At 67.5% G+C, this 18141-nt stretch carries 14 protein-coding genes; 8 read left to right on the top strand and 6 right to left on the bottom strand.

Going from position 1 to position 18141, the window contains the following annotated elements; all coding sequences use genetic code 11:
• Positions 1-391 precede the first annotated feature (391 nt).
• Positions 392-1678 (bottom strand): O-acetylhomoserine aminocarboxypropyltransferase/cysteine synthase family protein, encoded by a 1287-nt coding sequence (locus QRO93_RS17335; RefSeq protein ID WP_180879165.1) that lies wholly within the window; start codon positions 1676-1678, stop codon positions 392-394.
• 182 nt (positions 1679-1860) lie between these two features.
• Here QRO93_RS17335 and QRO93_RS17330 point away from each other — a divergent pair, with 182 nt between their 5' ends.
• The 3 genes from QRO93_RS17330 to QRO93_RS17320 all read left to right on the top strand — a co-directional run bounded on the left by QRO93_RS17330 (position 1861) and on the right by QRO93_RS17320 (position 4825).
• On the top strand, positions 1861-2598 hold the full coding sequence (locus QRO93_RS17330) for a response regulator transcription factor (RefSeq protein ID WP_053450589.1): 738 nt from the start codon (positions 1861-1863) through the stop codon (positions 2596-2598).
• Complete coding sequence (locus QRO93_RS17325; protein ID WP_180879167.1) at positions 2595-3884, top strand: ATP-binding protein; 1290 nt, start codon at positions 2595-2597, stop codon at positions 3882-3884. The genes QRO93_RS17330 and QRO93_RS17325 overlap by 4 nt, the downstream gene beginning before the upstream one ends.
• A gap of 140 nt (positions 3885-4024) precedes the next feature.
• Entirely contained in the window at positions 4025-4825 is an 801-nt protein-coding gene (locus QRO93_RS17320) for a MipA/OmpV family protein (RefSeq protein WP_180879169.1), read from the top strand.
• A gap of 72 nt (positions 4826-4897) precedes the next feature.
• Here QRO93_RS17320 and clpB read toward each other — a convergent pair whose 3' ends face one another.
• Together clpB and QRO93_RS17310 are read right to left on the bottom strand one after the other, a co-directional pair.
• A complete protein-coding gene (clpB, locus tag QRO93_RS17315; RefSeq protein ID WP_180879171.1) occupies positions 4898-7483 on the bottom strand; it encodes an ATP-dependent chaperone ClpB in 2586 nt (861 codons plus the stop codon).
• Between the two features lie 106 nt (positions 7484-7589).
• Entirely contained in the window at positions 7590-7724 is a 135-nt protein-coding gene (locus QRO93_RS17310) for a hypothetical protein (RefSeq protein WP_258010961.1), read from the bottom strand.
• Between the two features lie 12 nt (positions 7725-7736).
• Here QRO93_RS17310 and QRO93_RS17305 point away from each other — a divergent pair, with 12 nt between their 5' ends.
• The 4 genes from QRO93_RS17305 to QRO93_RS17290 are packed head-to-tail and all read left to right on the top strand — an operon-like array spanning position 7737 to position 13165.
• Entirely contained in the window at positions 7737-8231 is a 495-nt protein-coding gene (locus QRO93_RS17305) for a sigma-70 family RNA polymerase sigma factor (RefSeq protein ID WP_180879173.1), read from the top strand.
• Positions 8221-9189: a FecR domain-containing protein gene (locus tag QRO93_RS17300; protein WP_180879175.1), complete on the top strand. Its 969-nt coding sequence runs from the start codon at positions 8221-8223 to the stop codon at positions 9187-9189. Before QRO93_RS17305 ends, QRO93_RS17300 begins: the two co-directional genes overlap by 11 nt.
• Before the next feature lie 53 nt (positions 9190-9242).
• Entirely contained in the window at positions 9243-12032 is a 2790-nt protein-coding gene (locus QRO93_RS17295) for a secretin and TonB N-terminal domain-containing protein (RefSeq protein WP_180879177.1), read from the top strand.
• 35 nt (positions 12033-12067) lie between these two features.
• Positions 12068-13165, top strand: coding sequence for a cytochrome-c peroxidase (locus tag QRO93_RS17290; RefSeq protein ID WP_285304295.1), 1098 nt, complete (start codon positions 12068-12070; stop codon positions 13163-13165).
• Positions 13166-13172: 7 nt separating this feature from the next.
• Here the strand turns inward: QRO93_RS17290 and QRO93_RS17285 are convergent, their stop codons facing one another.
• Together QRO93_RS17285 and QRO93_RS17280 are read right to left on the bottom strand one after the other, a co-directional pair.
• On the bottom strand, positions 13173-14525 hold the full coding sequence (locus QRO93_RS17285) for an aspartyl protease family protein (RefSeq protein ID WP_258010963.1): 1353 nt from the start codon (positions 14523-14525) through the stop codon (positions 13173-13175).
• A gap of 74 nt (positions 14526-14599) precedes the next feature.
• Positions 14600-15424, bottom strand: a complete 825-nt coding sequence (locus tag QRO93_RS17280) for a DUF3014 domain-containing protein (protein ID WP_180879181.1) — start codon at positions 15422-15424, stop codon at positions 14600-14602.
• A 172-nt stretch (positions 15425-15596) separates the two neighbouring features.
• Here QRO93_RS17280 and QRO93_RS17275 point away from each other — a divergent pair, with 172 nt between their 5' ends.
• A complete protein-coding gene (locus QRO93_RS17275) occupies positions 15597-16307 on the top strand; it encodes a glutathione S-transferase (RefSeq protein WP_180879183.1) in 711 nt (236 codons plus the stop codon).
• 30 nt (positions 16308-16337) lie between these two features.
• Here QRO93_RS17275 and QRO93_RS17270 read toward each other — a convergent pair whose 3' ends face one another.
• Positions 16338-17942, bottom strand: a complete 1605-nt coding sequence (locus QRO93_RS17270; protein WP_180879185.1) for a hypothetical protein — start codon at positions 17940-17942, stop codon at positions 16338-16340.
• Positions 17943-18141 lie beyond the last annotated feature (199 nt).

Genomic DNA, 18141 nt, shown 5'->3' with positions numbered 1-18141 from the left:
GGGTGGGTCCGGTTGCGGGAGACGCCGTAAACCCATCCATGGGGGCTTGGCCGCGGCTTGCTCGTGTGCGCGTTCCTGCGCACACGGCAAGACCGGGGTTGAGCGTCCTGCCCAACCCGCCCGAGGCATGCCTCGGGCCCATGCCGCGGACACTCCCGCAACCGGACCCACCCCGCCTTCGACAGATTTCTGCGATCTGTCGGAACGGCGTTCTGCTCTGGTGGGTGTCGACCTTGGTCGACACGGCGGCACAAGAAAAATCCCCGGTCGACCCGCATCGACCGGGGATCTGGATCGCCACGTTGCCACGCCTTGGAGAGGCAGTTCCACCGTAGCGCATCGCAGCGCCCGTGGTGATCGCCTGTGGCGATGACGACCAAGCCCGTGGCTATCAGGCGTTGGCCAGGGCCTGCTCCAGGTCCGCGCGCAGGTCGCCGATGTGCTCGATGCCGATCGACAGCCGCACGGTGTCTTCGCTGACGCCGGCCTTGGCCAGCTCGGCCGCGTCCAGCTGGCGATGGGTGGTCGAGGCGGGATGGGTAGCCAGTGACTTCGCATCGCCCAGGTTGACCAGGCGGGTGAACAGCTTCAGCGCATCGAGGAAGCGCGCGCCAGCTTCGCGCCCGCCCGGCAGGCCGAAGGTCAGCACGCCCGAGCCGTGTCCGCGCAGATAGCGCTGCGCGGCAGTGTGCTCGGGGTCGTCGACCAACCCGGCATAGCGCACCCAGGCCACCTTGGCGTGCGACTTCAGGAACTGCGCGACGGCCAGTGCGTTGGCATTGATGCGCTCCATGCGCAGGACGAGCGTCTCGATACCCTGCAGGATCAGGAATGCATTGAACGGCGACAGCGCCGCGCCGGTGTTGCGCAACGGCACCACCCGCGCGCGGCCGATATAGGCGGCCGGCCCCAGCGCTTCGGTGTAGACCACGCCGTGGTAGCTCGGGTCGGGCTGGTTGAGGCGGGCGAAGCGTTTTGGCTGCGCCGCCCAGTCGAAGCGGCCGGAGTCGATGATCGCGCCGCCGAGGCTGTTGCCATGGCCGCCCAGGTACTTGGTCAGCGAGTGCACCACGATGTCGGCACCGTGGTCGAACGGGCGCAGCAGGAACGGGGTGGCCACGGTGTTGTCGACGATCAGCGGCACGCCTGCCGCGTGAGCGACTTCGGCGATCGCCGCGATGTCGGTGACGTTGCCACGCGGGTTGCCGATCGACTCGACGAACACCGCCTTGGTGCGCTCGTCGATCAGCCCTGCAAACGCAGCAGGATCGGCCGGATCGGCGAAGCGCGCCTGGATGCCGTACTGCGGCAGCGTGTGCGCAAGCAGGTTGAGGCTGCCACCATACAGCGCACTGGACGCAACGATGTTGTCACCGGCCTCGGCGATGGTCTGGATCGCGTAGGTGATCGCCGCCTGTCCCGAGGCCAGTGCCAGTGCGCCGATACCGCCTTCCAGCGCGGCCAGGCGCTGCTCCAGCACGTCGGTGGTGGGGTTCATGATGCGCGTGTAGATGTTGCCGGGCACCTTCAGGTCGAACAGGTCGGCACCATGCTGGGTGTCATCGAAGGCATAGGCCACGGTCTGGTAGATCGGCACCGCTACCGCGCGGGTGGTCGGGTCGGGACGGTAGCCGCCGTGCACGGCCAGGGTTTCCAGTTGCCACTGCGGGTCGCTCATTGCACCAGGCTCCATCCGGGGAAACCGCCAACATAGGCCAAGCGGAGCCTGCTGCTGAAAGCCGCTGGCGATGACGTCCATACCGCCGGTTATCAGGTTGGCCGCGATTCAGGCAGCCGTCATGGCCCGTTGCTAGGCTTCGCCGCCGGGCGATCCTGCCCGGGCATGGAGGCCCAATACGCATGCAGCCCTCTCCCTGGACACCCGCCGCCAGCGGCGCGCCGACCCCGGTCCTGCTGGTGGAAGACGATCGCCGCCTGGCCGAGCTGGTCAGCGACTATCTGCACGAACATGGCTTCGCCGTGCAGCACGTGGCCCGCGGCGACCTGGCCGGCGCGGCGTGCCGCCAGCATGCACCGGAACTGGTGGTGCTGGACCTGATGCTGCCGGGCCTGGGCGGCATCGATGTGTGCCGGCAGATCCGCAGCTTTTCCGATGTGCCTATCCTGATGCTGACCGCCTGCGAAGACGATATCGAGCAGGTACTGGGCCTGGAATCGGGCGCCGACGACTACGTGCACAAGCCGGTCGAGCCGCGCCTGCTGCTGGCCCGCCTGCGCGCCCTGCTGCGCCGCCGTCATGGCAGCAGCAACTCCGGCACGCCGTGCCGGTTGATGCATGGCGAACTGCTGATCGACCGGATGCAGCGCGAAGTACACCTGCACGGGCTGCCGGTGGAGCTGGGAACGAGTGAATTCGAGATCCTGTGGCTGCTGGCCAGCCAGCCGGGGCAGATCCTGTCGCGTGACCAGATCCTGCAGGCGGTGCGCGGCATCGGTTTCGATGGGCTGGACCGCAGCGTCGACGTCAGCATCGGCAAGCTGCGCCGCAAGCTTGGCGACGACGCACGCGAACCCCGGCGGATCAAGACCGTGTGGGGCCGCGGCTACCAGTTCAATCCCTCGGCCTGGTCAGCATGAAGCGCCTGTTCCTGTGGTTGTGGTTCGTCACCAGTGCCTGTTTCCTGGTGTCGGTGTTCGTCCTCAACCACATCCTGGACGGCATCTACCTGCCGGTACAGGATCGCGTGTTCGCCGAGCAGGTGCGCGGGCAGGTGTATGCCCTGCGCACCGGGCTGGCCGGCCTGGACGCTGCACAACAGCGAGCGCGCGTGCAGCAGTGGCAACCACACTATGGCATCGCGCTGACCCTGCTGGAGACGCCTCCCGTGCTCGACGCGCAGGAGCAGGTCCACCTGCAGGCACACGGCTTCATCGTCCGCGATCATTACCAGCAGATCCTGTTGCCCATCGAAGATGCAAGCGGCCGCTGGCTGCACCTGCGCCTGCCAGGCGAGGTGTTGATGACCACCTACATGTCCATCGCCGCCTACCTCAGCATCCTGCTGCTGGTCGGGGCCAGCCTGTATGCCTGGGTCCGCCTGCTGTGGCGCGACCTGGAAGCGCTGCGCCTGCATGCCGACCGCATCGGTGCCGGCGACCTGCAGGCACGGGCGCAGGTGTCGCCACGCTCGCAGATCCGGGTCATCGTTGACCATTCCAACCGCATGGCCGCGCGCGTGGCCGAGCTGGTGCAGCGCCAGCGCGACCTGACCCACGCGATCTCGCATGAACTGCGCACGCCGATCGCACGGGTGGCGTTCGGGCTGGACCTGATGCAGGACAGCGACGATCGCGCACGTCGCGCGAGCCTGGCGCAGGGGCTGCACGGCGATCTGGCCGAACTCAATCGGCTGGTGAGCGAACTGCTGGCCTATGAGCGCCTGGAACACCCCAATGAGGGAGAGCCGCTGCAACGCATCGAGGCCAACGACTGGCTGCAGGCCTGCCTGGCCGATGCGCGCCGCGACGCCGAACGTGCGGGCCTGGCACTGCGTGTGCAGCCCAGCGCGCTGCCGCGGGTGGATGCCGAGCCGCGCCTGCTGCAGCTGGCACTGAGCAACCTCGTGGGCAACGCCCTGCGCCATGCGCATTCGCAGGTGGAGGTGTCGCTGGTGGGCGTTGGCGGCCGCGCCTGCCTGCGCGTGGATGACGACGGCCCCGGTATCGCCGAGGCCGACCGCGAAAAAGTGATGCGGCCATTCACCCGGCTGGATGACAGTCGCAGCCGCGATACCGGTGGTTTCGGGCTGGGCCTGGCCATCGTCAACCGCATCGCGGCGCGCCACGGCGGCGAACTGCGCATCAGCCGCGCCACGCTGGGCGGCGCACGCCTGGAAATGCACTGGCCGCTGGCTGGCAGCTGAACGCCAACGGGCGCGATTACAGTTGATTACAACTCCCGCACAACTGCGGACGGATCAGTCGCCGGCGAATCGCCACGCTGTCGACCCTGCAGCGCGCGCCGGATGCGCGTGCTGCATTCCTCCCATTGTCGAGAGAACCCATGTCCCAGCGTCACCGTACCCCGTCCCTGCTCTGCCTGGCCCTGCTGCCGCTGTTTGCCGCGCCGATCGCCCATGCCAAGGATGACCACTGGACCTTCGAAGTCGCCGCCGGTGCCGGCGTGACCCCGCGCTACAGCGGCAGCAAGGACTTCCAGGCGTCACCGATGGTGTCCTTCGACGCCCTGTCACCCGGTGGCTGGTTTCTCGGCACCAGTGGCATCGGCTGGGGCACGGCGATCGGCGAGCATGCCCACGTGCGCGCCTACATCGGCGCCAGCGGCAGCCGCCGCGACAAGGACTCCGCCCTCGGCGGTTCCGACTTCCTGCGCAGCATGGGTGATATCCGTAGCCGTCCCCTGGTCGGCCTTTCGGCTGGTTATACGCTGGGAGAGGCCGTGCTGAGCGGCACCTGGCAATTCACCCGCAAGGACGAAGACCGCGGCGACAACGGCCTGGCCACCCAGCAGATGCACCTGAGCCTGGACCTGCCGCTGTTCGACCTGGCCGGTGGCGTGGTCAGCGGCAGCGTCTCCACCGAGTATGGCAATCGCGGCTACATGCAGACCTGGTACGGCGTCAGCCCGGAGCAGGCCGCGCGTACCGGCTTTGCCCAGCACAAGCCGAAGGCCGGCCTGGTGAGCGCCGGCCTCGGCCTGAAGTGGAGCCATCGCGTGGGCCGTAATGGCAACTGGTACATCTCGGCCGAAGGCACGCGCCTGCTCGGCGACGCCGCGGACAGCCCGATCGTGCAGAAGCCGAACCAGTTCGGCCTGATGAGCGGCTACACGCACCGCTTCTAAGGGCGGGCCGGGCCCGGCCCGGCGTTGCCCACGGGAAACGGGGCGCTGCGCTCAGGCAGCGCCCCGATGGACTCACGCCTTGGCGAACACCAGGTGGCCGCCGTCGTTGCCGACTTCAATGGTGTCACCGTTGACGAAGGCGCCGGAAAGGATCTTCTGCGCCAGCGGATTTTCCAGCTGTGCCTGGATCGCGCGCTTCAACGGACGCGCGCCATACACCGGATCGAAGCCGACGTTGCCCAGCAGGTCGAACGCAGCATCGGACACCACCAGCTTCAAGCCGCGCTCGGCCAGGCGCTTTTCCAGGCCACGCATCTGGATGCGCGCGATCTGCTTGATCTGCTGTTTGTCCAGCGGGTGGAACACCACGATGTCGTCCAGGCGGTTGATGAACTCCGGGCGGAAGTGCGCCTGCACCACGCCCATCACCGCCGCCTTCATCTGCGTGTAGGCCTCCGGGCTGTCATCACTGCTCATGTCCTGGATCTGGTGCGAGCCCAGGTTCGAGGTCATCACGATGACGGTGTTGCGGAAGTCCACGGTGCGGCCCTGGCCATCGGTCAGGCGGCCATCGTCCAGCACCTGCAGCAGGATGTTGAACACATCCGGATGCGCCTTCTCCACTTCGTCCAGCAGGATCAGCGAATACGGACGGCGACGAACCGCTTCGGTCAGGTAGCCACCCTCTTCGTAACCGACGTAGCCCGGGGGCGCACCGATCAGGCGGGCGACGCTGTGCTTCTCCATGAACTCGCTCATATCGATGCGGATCATCGCGTCGGCACTGTCGAACAGGAACTCGGCCAGCGACTTGCACAGCTCGGTCTTGCCCACGCCGGTCGGGCCGAGGAACAGGAACGAGCCGGCCGGCCGGTTCGGATCGGACAGGCCCGCACGCGAACGGCGCACGGCGTCGGAGACGACCTTGATCGCTTCCTCCTGGCCGACCACGCGGTTGTGCAGCACCTCTTCCATGCGCAGCAGCTTGTCGCGCTCACCTTCGAGCATCTTGTTGACCGGAATGCCGGTCCAGCGCGACACGACCTCGGCGATCTCCTCGTCGGTAACCCGGTCCTGCACCAGCTTGAAGTCCTTGTGTTCGGCCTCCTGCGCAGCGGCCAGCTGCTTTTCCAGCTGCGGCAGCAGGCCGTACTGGATCTCGCTCATCCTGGCGAAATCCTGGCGGCGCTGCGCCGATTCCAGCTCCAGCTTGGCCTGCTCGACCTGCTCCTTGATCTTGGTTGCACCCTGCAGCGCGGCCTTCTCCGACTTCCAGATTTCATTGAGGTCGGAGAACTCGCGCTCCAGCGCATCGATGTCGTTTTCCAGATCGGCCAGGCGCTGGCGCGAAGCCTCGTCCTTTTCCTTCTTCAGCATCTCGCGCTGGATCTTCAGCTGGATCACACGACGTTCCAGGCGATCCAGTTCCTCCGGCTTGGAGTCGATCTCCATGCGCAGGCGCGAGGCCGCCTCGTCCATCAGGTCGATGGCCTTGTCCGGCAGCTGGCGGTCAGTGATGTAGCGGTTGGACAGCGTGGCCGCCGCCACAATGGCCGGATCGGTGATTTCCACGCCGTGGTGAACGGCGTACTTCTCCTTCAGCCCGCGCAGGATGGCGATGGTGTCTTCCACCGACGGCTCGCCCACGAATACCTTCTGGAAGCGGCGCTCCAGCGCGGCGTCCTTTTCGATGTACTTGCGGTACTCATCCAGCGTGGTGGCACCGACGCAATGCAGTTCGCCGCGTGCCAGCGCCGGCTTCAGCATGTTGCCAGCGTCCATCGCGCCATCGGCCTTGCCGGCGCCGACCATGGTGTGCAGCTCATCGATGAACAGGATGATCTGCCCTTCGCTCTTGGCCAGGTCGTTGAGCACGCCCTTCAGGCGCTCCTCGAATTCACCGCGGAACTTGGCACCGGCAATCAGCGCGCCCATATCCAGCGACAGCACGCGCTTGCCGCGCAGGCCCTCGGGCACCTCGTCATTGATGATGCGCTGGGCCAGGCCTTCGACAATGGCAGTCTTGCCTACGCCGGGTTCGCCGATCAGCACCGGGTTGTTCTTGGTCCGGCGCTGCAGCACCTGGATGGTGCGGCGGATTTCCTCGTCACGGCCGATCACCGGATCCAGCTTGCCGCTCTCGGCGCGCGCGGTCAGGTCGATGGTGTACTTCTCCAGCGCCTGCCGCTGTTCCTCTGCATTTTCCGACTGCACGTTCTCGCCACCGCGCAGCTTGTCGATGGCAGTCTGCAGGCGCGTCTTGTCGGCACCGGCGGCGCGCAGCGCCATGCCCAGCGTACCGCCATCTTCCAGCGCGGCCAGCACGAACCACTCGCTGGCAATGAAGGCATCACCGTGCTGCTGGGCCAGCTTGTCGGTCTGGTTCAGCAGGCGCCCCAGGTCGTTGCCCATCGAGACATTGCCGGCCTGGCCGGACACCTTGGGCAGTGCATCCAGCGCCTCGGTCAGGCGCTCGCGCAGCACCGGTACGTTCACCCCGGCCTGGGCCAGCAGCGGGCGCGTGCTGCCGCCCTGCTGGTCCAGCAGCGCGCTGAACAGGTGAACCGGTTCGATGATGCTGTTGTCGCGGCCCACGGCCAGCGACTGTGCGTCTGCCAGCGCCTGCTGGAAACGCGAGGTGAGCTTGTCCATCCGCATTGCAGAACCTCATCGGTGATCAGGGCCGGCCACTGCCGGCGATGCTGGAAAGATGCGGTTGCCCCACCCCGTTTCAAGGGTGACTGCGACTGCATCCGGAGGCCAGTCAGCCCGCGGCCAGCATGCCGCACCGCATGTTGCCGCCGCGTTGATCCTGCGCAAGCCAGCGCGCGCCTGGCACTGGAATCGGCGCATCACGGATGCGATACTTGCGAATCATTCTCATTTCGATCAAGGCCACGCGTCCCCCTCCATGCCTCCCCACCACGAACAACTGGGCGTGCTGTACCGCGATCACCGGGCCTGGCTGCAGGGCTGGCTGAGCGGCCGCGTAGGCAATCGCGATGTAGCCGATGACCTTACCCAGGACACCTTCGCGCGACTACTGCAGGGCCGCGACCTGGCCGCACTGCGCGAGCCGCGCGCGTTCCTGACTACGGTCGCGCGCGGGCTGGCCGCCAACTGGTTCCGGCGCCAGGCACTGGAGCGCGCCTACCTGGAGTACCTGGCGCAGTTTCCAGAGCCGGTGCTGCCCTCGCTGGAGGAGCAGGCGCTGGTGCGCGAGGCCCTGCAGCAGATCGACACGATGCTCGACGGCCTGCCCGCGATGGCACGCCGGGTGTTCCTGCTGGCGCAGTTCGATGGGCTTCGCTATGAGGCCATCAGCGAACAGCTGGGGCTGTCACTGTCGACGGTGAAGCGGCACATGAAGCGGGCGCTGCTGGGCTGCCTGGCGCATGCCGGCTGAGACCGCCGCCGCACCGGCCCTTCCGCCGCGCGTATTGGAACAGGCCGCCGACTGGCTGATGCGCCTGCACGAGGACGACAGCGCGGCGCAGCGCGCGCAATGGCAACGCTGGCACGATGCCGATCCGGCACACGCCCACGCCTGGCAGCGCGCGGAACGTCTGTTGGCGCTGACCGCTCAGGTGCCTACAGCGCTGGCCCAGCGCACCCTGCAGCCGCCCGCGTCTGCTGGGCGCCGCGCCGTACTGCGCAGCGTCGCCGCTCTGCTGGTGGCGCCACTCGGTGGATGGCTGGCCTGGCGGTTGTGGGACGACGCGGCGTGGGATGCCAGTGCGCGCACGGCGGTGGGCGAGCGCGCCCAGCAGGTGCTGGACGATGGCAGCGTGCTGCACCTGGATACCGGCACTGCGGTCGACATCGCATTCGATGCGCATGCGCGCCTTCTGCGGCTGCGCCATGGGCAGATGCTGGTGGAGACAGCCGCGGATCCACAACGCCCGGCGAGGCCGTTCCGGGTCACGACCCCCTACGGCACGCTGCAGGCACTTGGCACCCGTTTCAGCGTGCGCCTGTTCGGGGACGACGCCCTGCTGGTCGTCCAGCACGGCGCGGTGCGGATCTCCACACCGGGTCAACAGCGCCAGGTCGACGCCGGGCAGCAAATGCGCTGGAACCTGACCCGGCTGCCACCTCCCAAGCCTGCACCACCCGGCGCTGACGCATGGGTCCGGGGCATGCTGGTCGCCGATGCAATGCCGCTGCAACAGGTTTTGCAGGAGCTGGGGCGCTACCAGCACCGCTGGCTGCGCGTGGATCCGCGCGTCGCCGGCCTGCCGGTGTCCGGCGCATTCCCGCTGGACGACCTGCAACGCAGCCTGTCGATGCTTGCCGCCACCCATGCGCTGCGGATCGAGCAGGGGTTGTGGATCCACGTGTCTGCTGCGGGACATCGCGGCTGACACTTTTCCGAGCGTCGCGTGGCAGAGGGTATGAACCCCTCATTTTCCTCCCCATGACCGTGAACCTGCCCCGGCTTCGACTGAGCCTCCTCGCCACCGCGCTCGCCGCCACACCCGCGCTGGCTCAATCACCGCCCGATGAATCCCTGCACGTCCAGCGCAGCACTGTCTCGCTGGGCAGTGCACTGGGCGCGTTCGCCGCCGAGCATGGCGTGGCCCTGTCCTTCGACCCCGCGCTGACCCGTGGTCGCCAGGCTCCCTCGATTGCCACGGGGCTGGACGTGGACGCAGGATTCGACGCACTGCTGCATGGCAGCGGGCTGCGCGCGGTGCGGCGCGCCGATGGCAGCTACACCTTGCAGCGTGCGCAGGTGCCGGCAGGCGCACGACGCACCAGTACCCTGCACGTTCCGGGGCAGGACACCGGTTCGACCTTCGGAGGCAGCCTGCAACTGGACCGCAACTACGTCGCGGCGCAGGCCGCTGGCAACGGTGACATCACCCGGCTGCTGCGCATCCATCCCGCCGTGCAGTTCGACAATGCCGACCAGGGCAGCTTCAGCCCCGGTGAAATCCGCCCCGCGGAGATCAGCATCAATGGTGCGAAGTTCTATCAGAACGCGTTCATCGTCGATGGCATGAACTTCAACAACGACATCGACCCTGGCGCCGATCCGGAGGTGTACCGGCTGTTCTCCGTTCCAGGCGGCTCGCAGGCGCTGGCACTGGACAGCAGCCTGCTGGAAGACGTCACCGTGCATGACAGCAACGTTTCGGCCGCCTATGGTGGATTCAACGGCGGCGTGGTCGAAGCGAGCACCCGGCGACCATCACGCACCTTCAGCGGCCGCCTGTCCACCCAGTCCTCGCGATCTTCGTGGACACGCTACCACCTGGACGCCGCCGTCGCAGACAGCTACCAGAAGGCATCCGGCGCGAATGACGGGCAGCCGGAATTCAAGAAGACCACCACGCGCGCCGATCTGGAGGGCTATCTGACCGACCGCATCGGCGTTCTGGCCAGTTTCACCCGCAAACGCTCGACCATTCCCACCTACAACCTGCAGTCCCACCTGGTCGACGACGCGCATTCGGAGAAACAGATCCAGCGGCGCAGCATCGACAATCTGTTCGTCAAGGCGGTCTGGGAAGCGAGCGACACGCTCGACATCGAGGCAAGCTTTACCCATGCGCCGGAGGAATCCCACTACTTCCGCTCCAACGTCCCCGGTGCCGGCATCGACATCATTGGCGGCGGTCGCCAGGCGATGCTCAAGGCGACGTGGTCGCCGCAATGGGGCACTCTGACCCAGCAGGTGGGCTGGAGTTCTACCGAGCAGTCCCGCCATCCGCAGTCTGCGGACTACATGAGCTGGCACTGGGCCGAGGGCAAGGACTGGGGAGCCTCAGGCAGCTCGCTGGAAGGTGAATTCGGCGATATTGACCAGGCGCAGAAGACGCTCCAGTACCGTGCCGATCTGATACTGGCACCGCGGCGCTGGCTGGGCATGGAGCATCGTTTCGCGGCAGGCGTCCAGTACCAGCACCAGGATGTCGACTACGAGCGCCTGGACGACACCTACATCTATGTCTCGCCGGCGCGCACCACCAGCTGTACCAACAAGGCCGGCATCACCGACACGCAGACCTGCTGGATGGGCCTGACCCGTACCGGCCGCGCCAACACCAGCAACTGGCCCGGACAGTTCTTCACCAGCCGCACCTATTACACGCGCGGCCGGCTGGACTTCCAGATCGACAGCTGGAGCGCCTACGCCGAAGACAGCATCCGCGCGGGGCGCCTGTCGTTGCGCCCCGGCCTGCGCATCGACCATGACAGCTACATGCAGCACACCACGGTCGCACCGCGCCTGGCGATGTCACTGGATCTCGACGCCGCCGGCGACACCCAGCTGATCGCGGGTGCCAACCGCTATTACGGCCGCAACGCGGCCACGTGGCGGCTGCGCGATGGCCTTGATCGGCTGCAATACAGGAACCAGCGCCGCCCGACGCTCGACAGCGAGTGGACCGCAGGTACGCAGACCGCCAACGGGCTGCATTTCGATCGCCTGAGAATCGCCTACGACGATGAGCTGATGCTGGGCGTCAAGCAGCAATGGAAGGGCTGGGAGTTCTTCGGCAAGGTCGTCAACCGCAAGGGGCGTGACCAGGTCGTGCGTTCCAGCAGCCGGGTACAGGACGAACGCGCGGATGACCCTTCGCTGGCCACCCACTACGAAACCTGGAGCAACGACGGCCGCAGCGAGACACAGATCATCAGCCTTACCGTGCGCCCCCTGCGCCGCCTGCAGTTCGGCGGAACCAGCACCACGGGCCTGCTGGCGCTGGACTGGACCGACAGCCGCTCTTCTGCGCCCGACTACGAGGACGACTTCAGCACCGCGTACTACGAGAATCCGATCATCCGTTACGACGGCAGCTACATCCGTTACCGCGATCGTCCGGCAGACAACTTCACCCGCCCATGGACCGCGCGACTGGCCACCACCACGCATATCCCGGCAGCTCGGCTGACCTGGGGCAATACGCTGCGCTACCGGGCCGGCTATCGCGCGATACGGGACACCGGACTGAAGGATGTCCATGACGGCCAGAGTGTTGCGGTCTGGGAAAGACGGCGGTTTGCCCCTTCGTTGATCTGGGACATGCGCATTGGCTGGGAGCAGCCGTTGTCGACGATGGGCACGGTGTTCGCCAACGTGGATGTGTTCAACGTGCTGGATCGGCGCGCGGTGAATGGCGTATCCAGCAGCGTCAGCCGCGCGCCGTACTACGAAATGGGACGCTCGTTCTGGCTCGAAGTGGGCTACCGGTTCTGAGGCCCGCGCGCCGCCGCAGGCTTGGCTGGAGTGCAGTGCTGGTCAGCGCCGTGCTGGCCAGCGCTGCACAGCCACGTCCTTCCCAGCCGGTCTGCGCGCCTGCTCCGGGCAAGGCGGAACGCTGGGATGGCGCCTGCCTGCGTGCGCTCTACAGCAGCCCCAGTACGCGCTGGCCCGCGCCGGAGGTCGAACCCGGCGTGGCGTGGAAGGAACTGGCCCCACTGCCGTCGCCCGTAGGTCCACCGGACAATCCATCAACACCAGCCAAGGTGGCGCTGGGGCGGCGGCTGTTCTTCGATCCGGTTCTTTCGAAGTCGCGGGCGGTGGCCTCCGCCAGCTGCCACGATCCGGACCTGGGCTGGGCCGACGGTCGTCGCGTGTCCTTCGGGCACGGACGCCAGCCCGGCCGCCGCAATGCACCCAGCGTTGCCACCAGCGCACACGTGGCACCGCTGTTCTGGGATGGACGCGCGGCCACGCTGGAAGCGCAGGCGCTGCATCCCATCGCCGATCCCATCGAGATGGGGTTCACCACGCAGGGCGCCGTGCGTCGCCTGCGCCGCGATCCGTCCTATCGCGCAGACTTCGCCGAGGTTTTCGCGCAGCCGCGCATCGATGCCGCCCAGCTCGGCCAGGCCATCGCCGCCTTCGAGCGCAGCCTGTCGCCGCGCAACAGTCGCTTCGATCGCTTCCTGCGTGGCGATACGCGTGCACTGGACGATGCCCAGCTGCGCGGCCTGCACCTGTTCCGCACGCAGGCGGGCTGCATGAACTGCCACCATGGAGCCGCGCTGACCGACAACGGCTTCCACAACCTGGGCCTGCATTTCCACGGCCGCGCGCGGCAGGATCTGGGCCGCTACGAAGTGACCGGCGATCCCGCCGACAGCGGGCGCTTCCGTACGCCCTCGCTGCGCGGTGTTGCCAGCACTGCGCCTTACATGCACAACGGCCTGATCCCGCGCCTGTCCGGCGTGCTGGCGTTCTACAACGTGGGCGGCGCGCGCCCGCGCGCCCCGGCCGCGCTGCCGGCTGATGCGGCGCCGTTCCCAGAGCCGGATCCACTGCTGCGGCCGCGCGGGCTGGGCCGCCAGGATCTGCAGGACATCGAGGCGTTCCTGCAGAGCCTGTAGCCGCGGATCAGCCGCCCGCAGGCGGCGTGGGAGCCGGCTTCGGCGGCAACAGCGGTGGCGCCGCCGCAACGGCCACCGGGCAGCCATAGGTGCCTTCAACATCCATGTACAGGCTGTAGCGCTGGGTCGCGGCAAAGCCCACGCGCCAGTCCGGGTTGAACAGCGGGTTGGGCCCGGGCGACAGCCCCAGGTCCATCGGCAGGTTCAGCACTTCCTCCCCGATCATGACCGGCGTGGTCGCCTCCACGAACTGGATGTCTTCGCTGCCTTCGGTGGTGATCACGTTCTTGCGCCGGATCGCCGACGCGGGTGGCGTGGCCGGCAACGTTCCGCGGGCCTGGAAGGCGCCGTTGAAGCCGGTATCCACCTTGACCAGCACGTTCTGCTTGCCAGCGCGGATCGGATAGCGGACGTCGTACGCATCCGCCCATAACGAGGACAGCGTGGCCATCCGCCACGTGCACGGCACCGGACTGGCCGTGGCCTGGATCACCAGCGCATCCTTGTTGACCCGCACCCGGCCCAGCGCGCGCAGTACGTCCAGGCCGATGCGTGGCAGGTCGTCCTGGCCCAGTACCGCAAAGGACACATCGCGCACGGCGACACCACCGATGTCCAACTCGACCGGTGCCGCCAGCGCATACAACTTGCCAGGACTGCCATCGACCGCCATGAAGCCCTCGGTCAGCGTCAAGCCCAGCTCGGTCGCCAGCGCTCGGCCGATGCGCGAGTGTGCGGCGCCGCTGTCCAGATGCACGCGCAGCTCGCGTTCACCGGCTGCGGTGCGCAGCTTCAGGCTGAGCGTCGGCAGTTCGTTGTCCAACTGCAGTGGGACACTGACGTCGCGGGCAGGTGCCTGCGCCGCCATCGCGTTGCGCGGCCATGCGGTAAACCGCTCGAAATGCGGCTCGCTGATGCCGGCAAGATGGATGTCGCGCAGCTTGGGGCTCAGCATGGGGCGGATATCGCGCTCCATCAGCGTGCGGACCTGGAGCATCTGCGTCGCCCAACCCGCGATATCGCCCCGCAGGAGCAGATTGCCGGCCAGGGTGGCCGAACACAGGTACTCGACCCCCTTCACACTGTCCGCCGCCTCGCTGGCCACGGCCTTCAGGCACTCCTGGGCCGCCTGGCTGGAGCGGTCCAGCTCGCCGCGCACGCGGTAGAAACCCGCCTGGCCCAGCTTGCCCTTCACGCCAGGTGACTTGCCCAGCGTCTGCAGCCGGGACAGTTCGGCAAGGCGCACGCTGCGGGTGTAGCCGTAGGGATCGCCCAGTTCGCCATCGCGCGTCTCAACGGCCGCCGCCGAGGCCACCGTCGTGGCGAACAACGCACTCACGCCCAACCACATTCGATGCATCGAGGTCACTCCTGTCTACCTGATCGCGACCGTATCACGCTGGCGATGACACTTGCCCCTGCCGTCTTCAGCTTTCAGCCGCGAGCGATGGCACCGCGGATCGCCTGCAGCTGCCGCTTGATCGCCCGTGCCTGTGCCGGGTCCATGCGCAGCAGCGCCTTCTGGCCGATCGACCTCGACTGCAACGTGGGATCGACAAAGCGGTAGCGGCCGCGTTCATCGCGTTCCACCCGCGGCGCTTGGGCCAGTTCCGGCGTGTCCAGCAGATGGTCGATCACCGCGACTAGGCGGTCGTTGAAATAGCCTTCGGGCCGGCCCAGGTCGACATAGGCCTGCTGGATCAGCGGATAGAAGCGCTTGTACGCAGCCGCCGTCGCCGCCGGGTCCAGCGCAGTGAACGCCTGCACGTAGGGCGCATAGCGCGCCGCATTGGCCGCGGCAATCCGCTCGCCGCCTTCATCGGGCTCGACCTGCAGGCTGCCGGGCAGCGGGCGCGCGGCCAGTGCGGTCGGCGGCACGCTGGGCTTGTCCAGGTTGTCGACCTGGGTGACCAGGCGCTGGATAAGGTGGTCGCGCAGCAGCAGGGTCAACGGCCCCTCGCCCTGGAACAGCTGGCTCAGCGCGCCCCAGGCCGCGGCATCGCTGTCAGCCAGCTTCGGCAGCGCCGGGTCGGCGGCGGCCCCGGTATCGAGCGGATGCTTGATCGGCGGGGGTGCTGGCGCAGGCGCTGTGGCTGCCTTCGGTTGTGGGGGTGCACCGCTGCTGGCGGGAGGGGACTGCACTGGCACCGACACACCGTCTGCCAGGCTTTTCAGCTGATCGCGGAACAACCAGCCCCCCGCGCCACCGATCACCACCACGCCCAGCACCCAGGGCCATACCGCCTTTCCACTCTGCATGATGCAGTCCCTCGTTGTTCACCTGCATGGACAAGGTGTGACCCGGTTGATTTCCATGGGTTCCCTGCCTGTTCCGCTGCCGTTGGGGTTGGGGCCTGCGCATGCACCACGCTCACGCCTGCTTTGCACACCCTGCGCGAGGCTGTGGGTCTTGTCGTGCGGAGACGCTGTCATGCAGTACGCGCTGTACTACTGGACCGGCATCCAGGGCCGGGGTGAATTCGTGCGGCTGGCGCTGGAAGATGCCGGCGCCGACTACATCGACATGGCGCGGGTGCATGGCGATGCGGTGATGCAGCCGTTCCTCGATGGAAACAGCGAGGGTGCACTGCCCTTCGCACCGCCGTTCCTGAAGGCGGGCCGGCAGGTGATCGCGCAGGTGGCGGCCATCCTGGATTTTCTCGGTCCGACCCTGGACCTGGTGCCGCAGGCCGCGTCGCGGCGGATGCAGGCGCTGCAGTTGCAACTGACCATCGCCGACCTGGTGGCCGAGGTGCATGACACCCACCATCCGATCGCCGCGTCGAAATACTACGAAGAGCAGAAGACCGAGGCCAACGCACGTGCGGCTTCACTGCGTGGCGAACGACTGCCGAAGTTCCTCGGCCATTTCGAACAGGTACTGGCCGCCAACGGTGGCCGCCATGCCCTGCGCGAGCACTCCTATGTGGACCTGTCGCTGTTCCAGCTGCTGAGTGGGCTGGACTACATGTTCCCGCGGCGGATGCAGGCGTTGGCGCCCACCCTGCCCCTGCTGCGTGCGCTACACGAGCGTGTGGCGAAGCGGCCGAACATCGCCGCCTACCTGGCTTCGGAACGGCGGCTGGCGTTCAATACCAACGGCATCTTCCGCCATTACCCGGAACTCGATGCAGAGCGGTAGTGCCGGCCGCTGGCCGGCACCACCGTGCGCTCAGCTGACCCCGTCCAGCGGCTTCACCGCCTGCTTCTGCAACGACAACAGCCCCAGCAACAGCGCCAGCGCCACATAGGCGCCCGCGAACTGCCAGCTGATGATGCGCGCCAGCCCGTCCAGGTCCCATGGCAGGTAGATGCCACCGCGCGGGTCCACCGAGTGGATCAGGCCGAACAGGGTCAACAGCGCAGCCACCAGCAGGAAACCGCAGGCGCGGCGCAGGCGACCATCGACCATCGCCGCCACTGCCGAGATCCACAGCATCGAGGTGATGATGAAGCCGTTGCCGAGGGTGAAGATCACCGCCAGTTCCGGCAGGCCATGGCCGTCGAGCTTGGTCAACAGTTGCGGCAGCTGGTCCGGCGCGATCCAGCCCGGCGCCTTGATCGCCAGCAGGTACGCCACCGACGGCAGGAAGCCGAACACCATCGCACCGGTATGGTGGCGCGGCGTGGCCTGGAACGCCTGGGTGGTGATGTCGATGGCCACGTACACGATGATCGGTGCCAGCACCGCCAGCGGCAGCCACTGCACCAGCCCGGAGATGATGCCGAGCATGCCGCCGATGCCCACGAACAGGCCAGTCAGCAGCGTATAGCCGCTGCGTGCGCCCATGTGCTTGTAGGCCGGCTGGCCGATGTACGGCGTGGTCTGCGCAACGCCGCCGCAGACACCGGCCACCAGCGTGGCCACCGCTTCCACCAGCAGGATGTCGCGGGTGCGGTAGTCATCACCGGCCGCGCGTGCGCTTTCGGACACATTGATGCCACCGACCACCATCAGCAGGCCGAACGGCAGCAGCAGCGGCAGGTAGGTCATCGCCGTGGGCAGGCCATCGAGGAAGCCCAGCGTCGGCAGCGGCAGCACCACCTGCGGCGGCACCCATGCCGGCACATGGAAGCCCGGCGCGCCCAGCCCGGCCAGGCCCAGGCCGTAGTACAGCACGGTGCCGAACACGAAGGCCAGCAGCACGCCCGGGCCACGCACCGGCAGCTTGCCCTTGGCAATCAGCACGTACAGCAGCAGGCCCAGCGTGGTGAAGCCGACCAGCGGCGAGCGCAGCGTTTCCAGCAGCGGCAGCAGGCCCATCAGCACCAGCGCGATGCCGGCGATGGATCCCAGCAGCGCAGCACGTGGCAGTGCGCGGGTGACCGCTTCGCCGAAGAACGACAGCACGAACTTCAGCACGCCCATGATGACCAGCGCGGCCATGCCCAGCTGCCAGGTGGCGATGCCGGCGGCATGCGGGTCCAGGCCCTGCTGCTTGAAGGCGATGAAGGCCGGGCCGAGCACCAGCAGGGCCATGCCGATGCTGGTCGGCGCGTCCAGGCCCAGCGGCATGGCGGTGACATCGTCGCGGCCGGTGCGCGCGGCCAGCCGCCGCGCCATCAGGGTGTACAGCAGGTTGCCGACCAGCACGCCGAAGGCGGTGCCGGGGAACATGCGGCCGAACACTACGTCGGCGGGGAACTGGAAGATCCCGACCAGGGCCATGGCGATGAAGCCGAGGATGGAGAGGTTGTCGACGACCAGGCCGAAGAAGCCGTTGAAGTCGCCGGCAACGAACCAGCGACGCGGTGCGGCGGAAGCGGGAGCGGACATGGAAGGGGCGGTGGGGGTGGGGACCGCCGATGGTAGGCCCAGCGGGGCCGGCGCGCCAATTCCGTCATGGAATGATGGGTTCCAGCCAACGGCGGGGCCCCTCGTGGCTGGGGCACGAACAGCGCTTTCCTCGGCTGGGCCGGGCGGATAGGTGGCGCGGGGGACGCCGTAAACCCATCCATGGGGGCTTGGCCGCGGC

Source organism: Stenotrophomonas maltophilia group sp. Smal17, assembly GCF_030237045.1.
Classification (GTDB): Bacteria; Pseudomonadota; Gammaproteobacteria; order Xanthomonadales; family Xanthomonadaceae; genus Stenotrophomonas; species Stenotrophomonas forensis.
The sequence above is the reverse complement of the archived record's forward strand: the minus strand, read 5'-3'. Positions and strand labels throughout refer to the sequence as shown.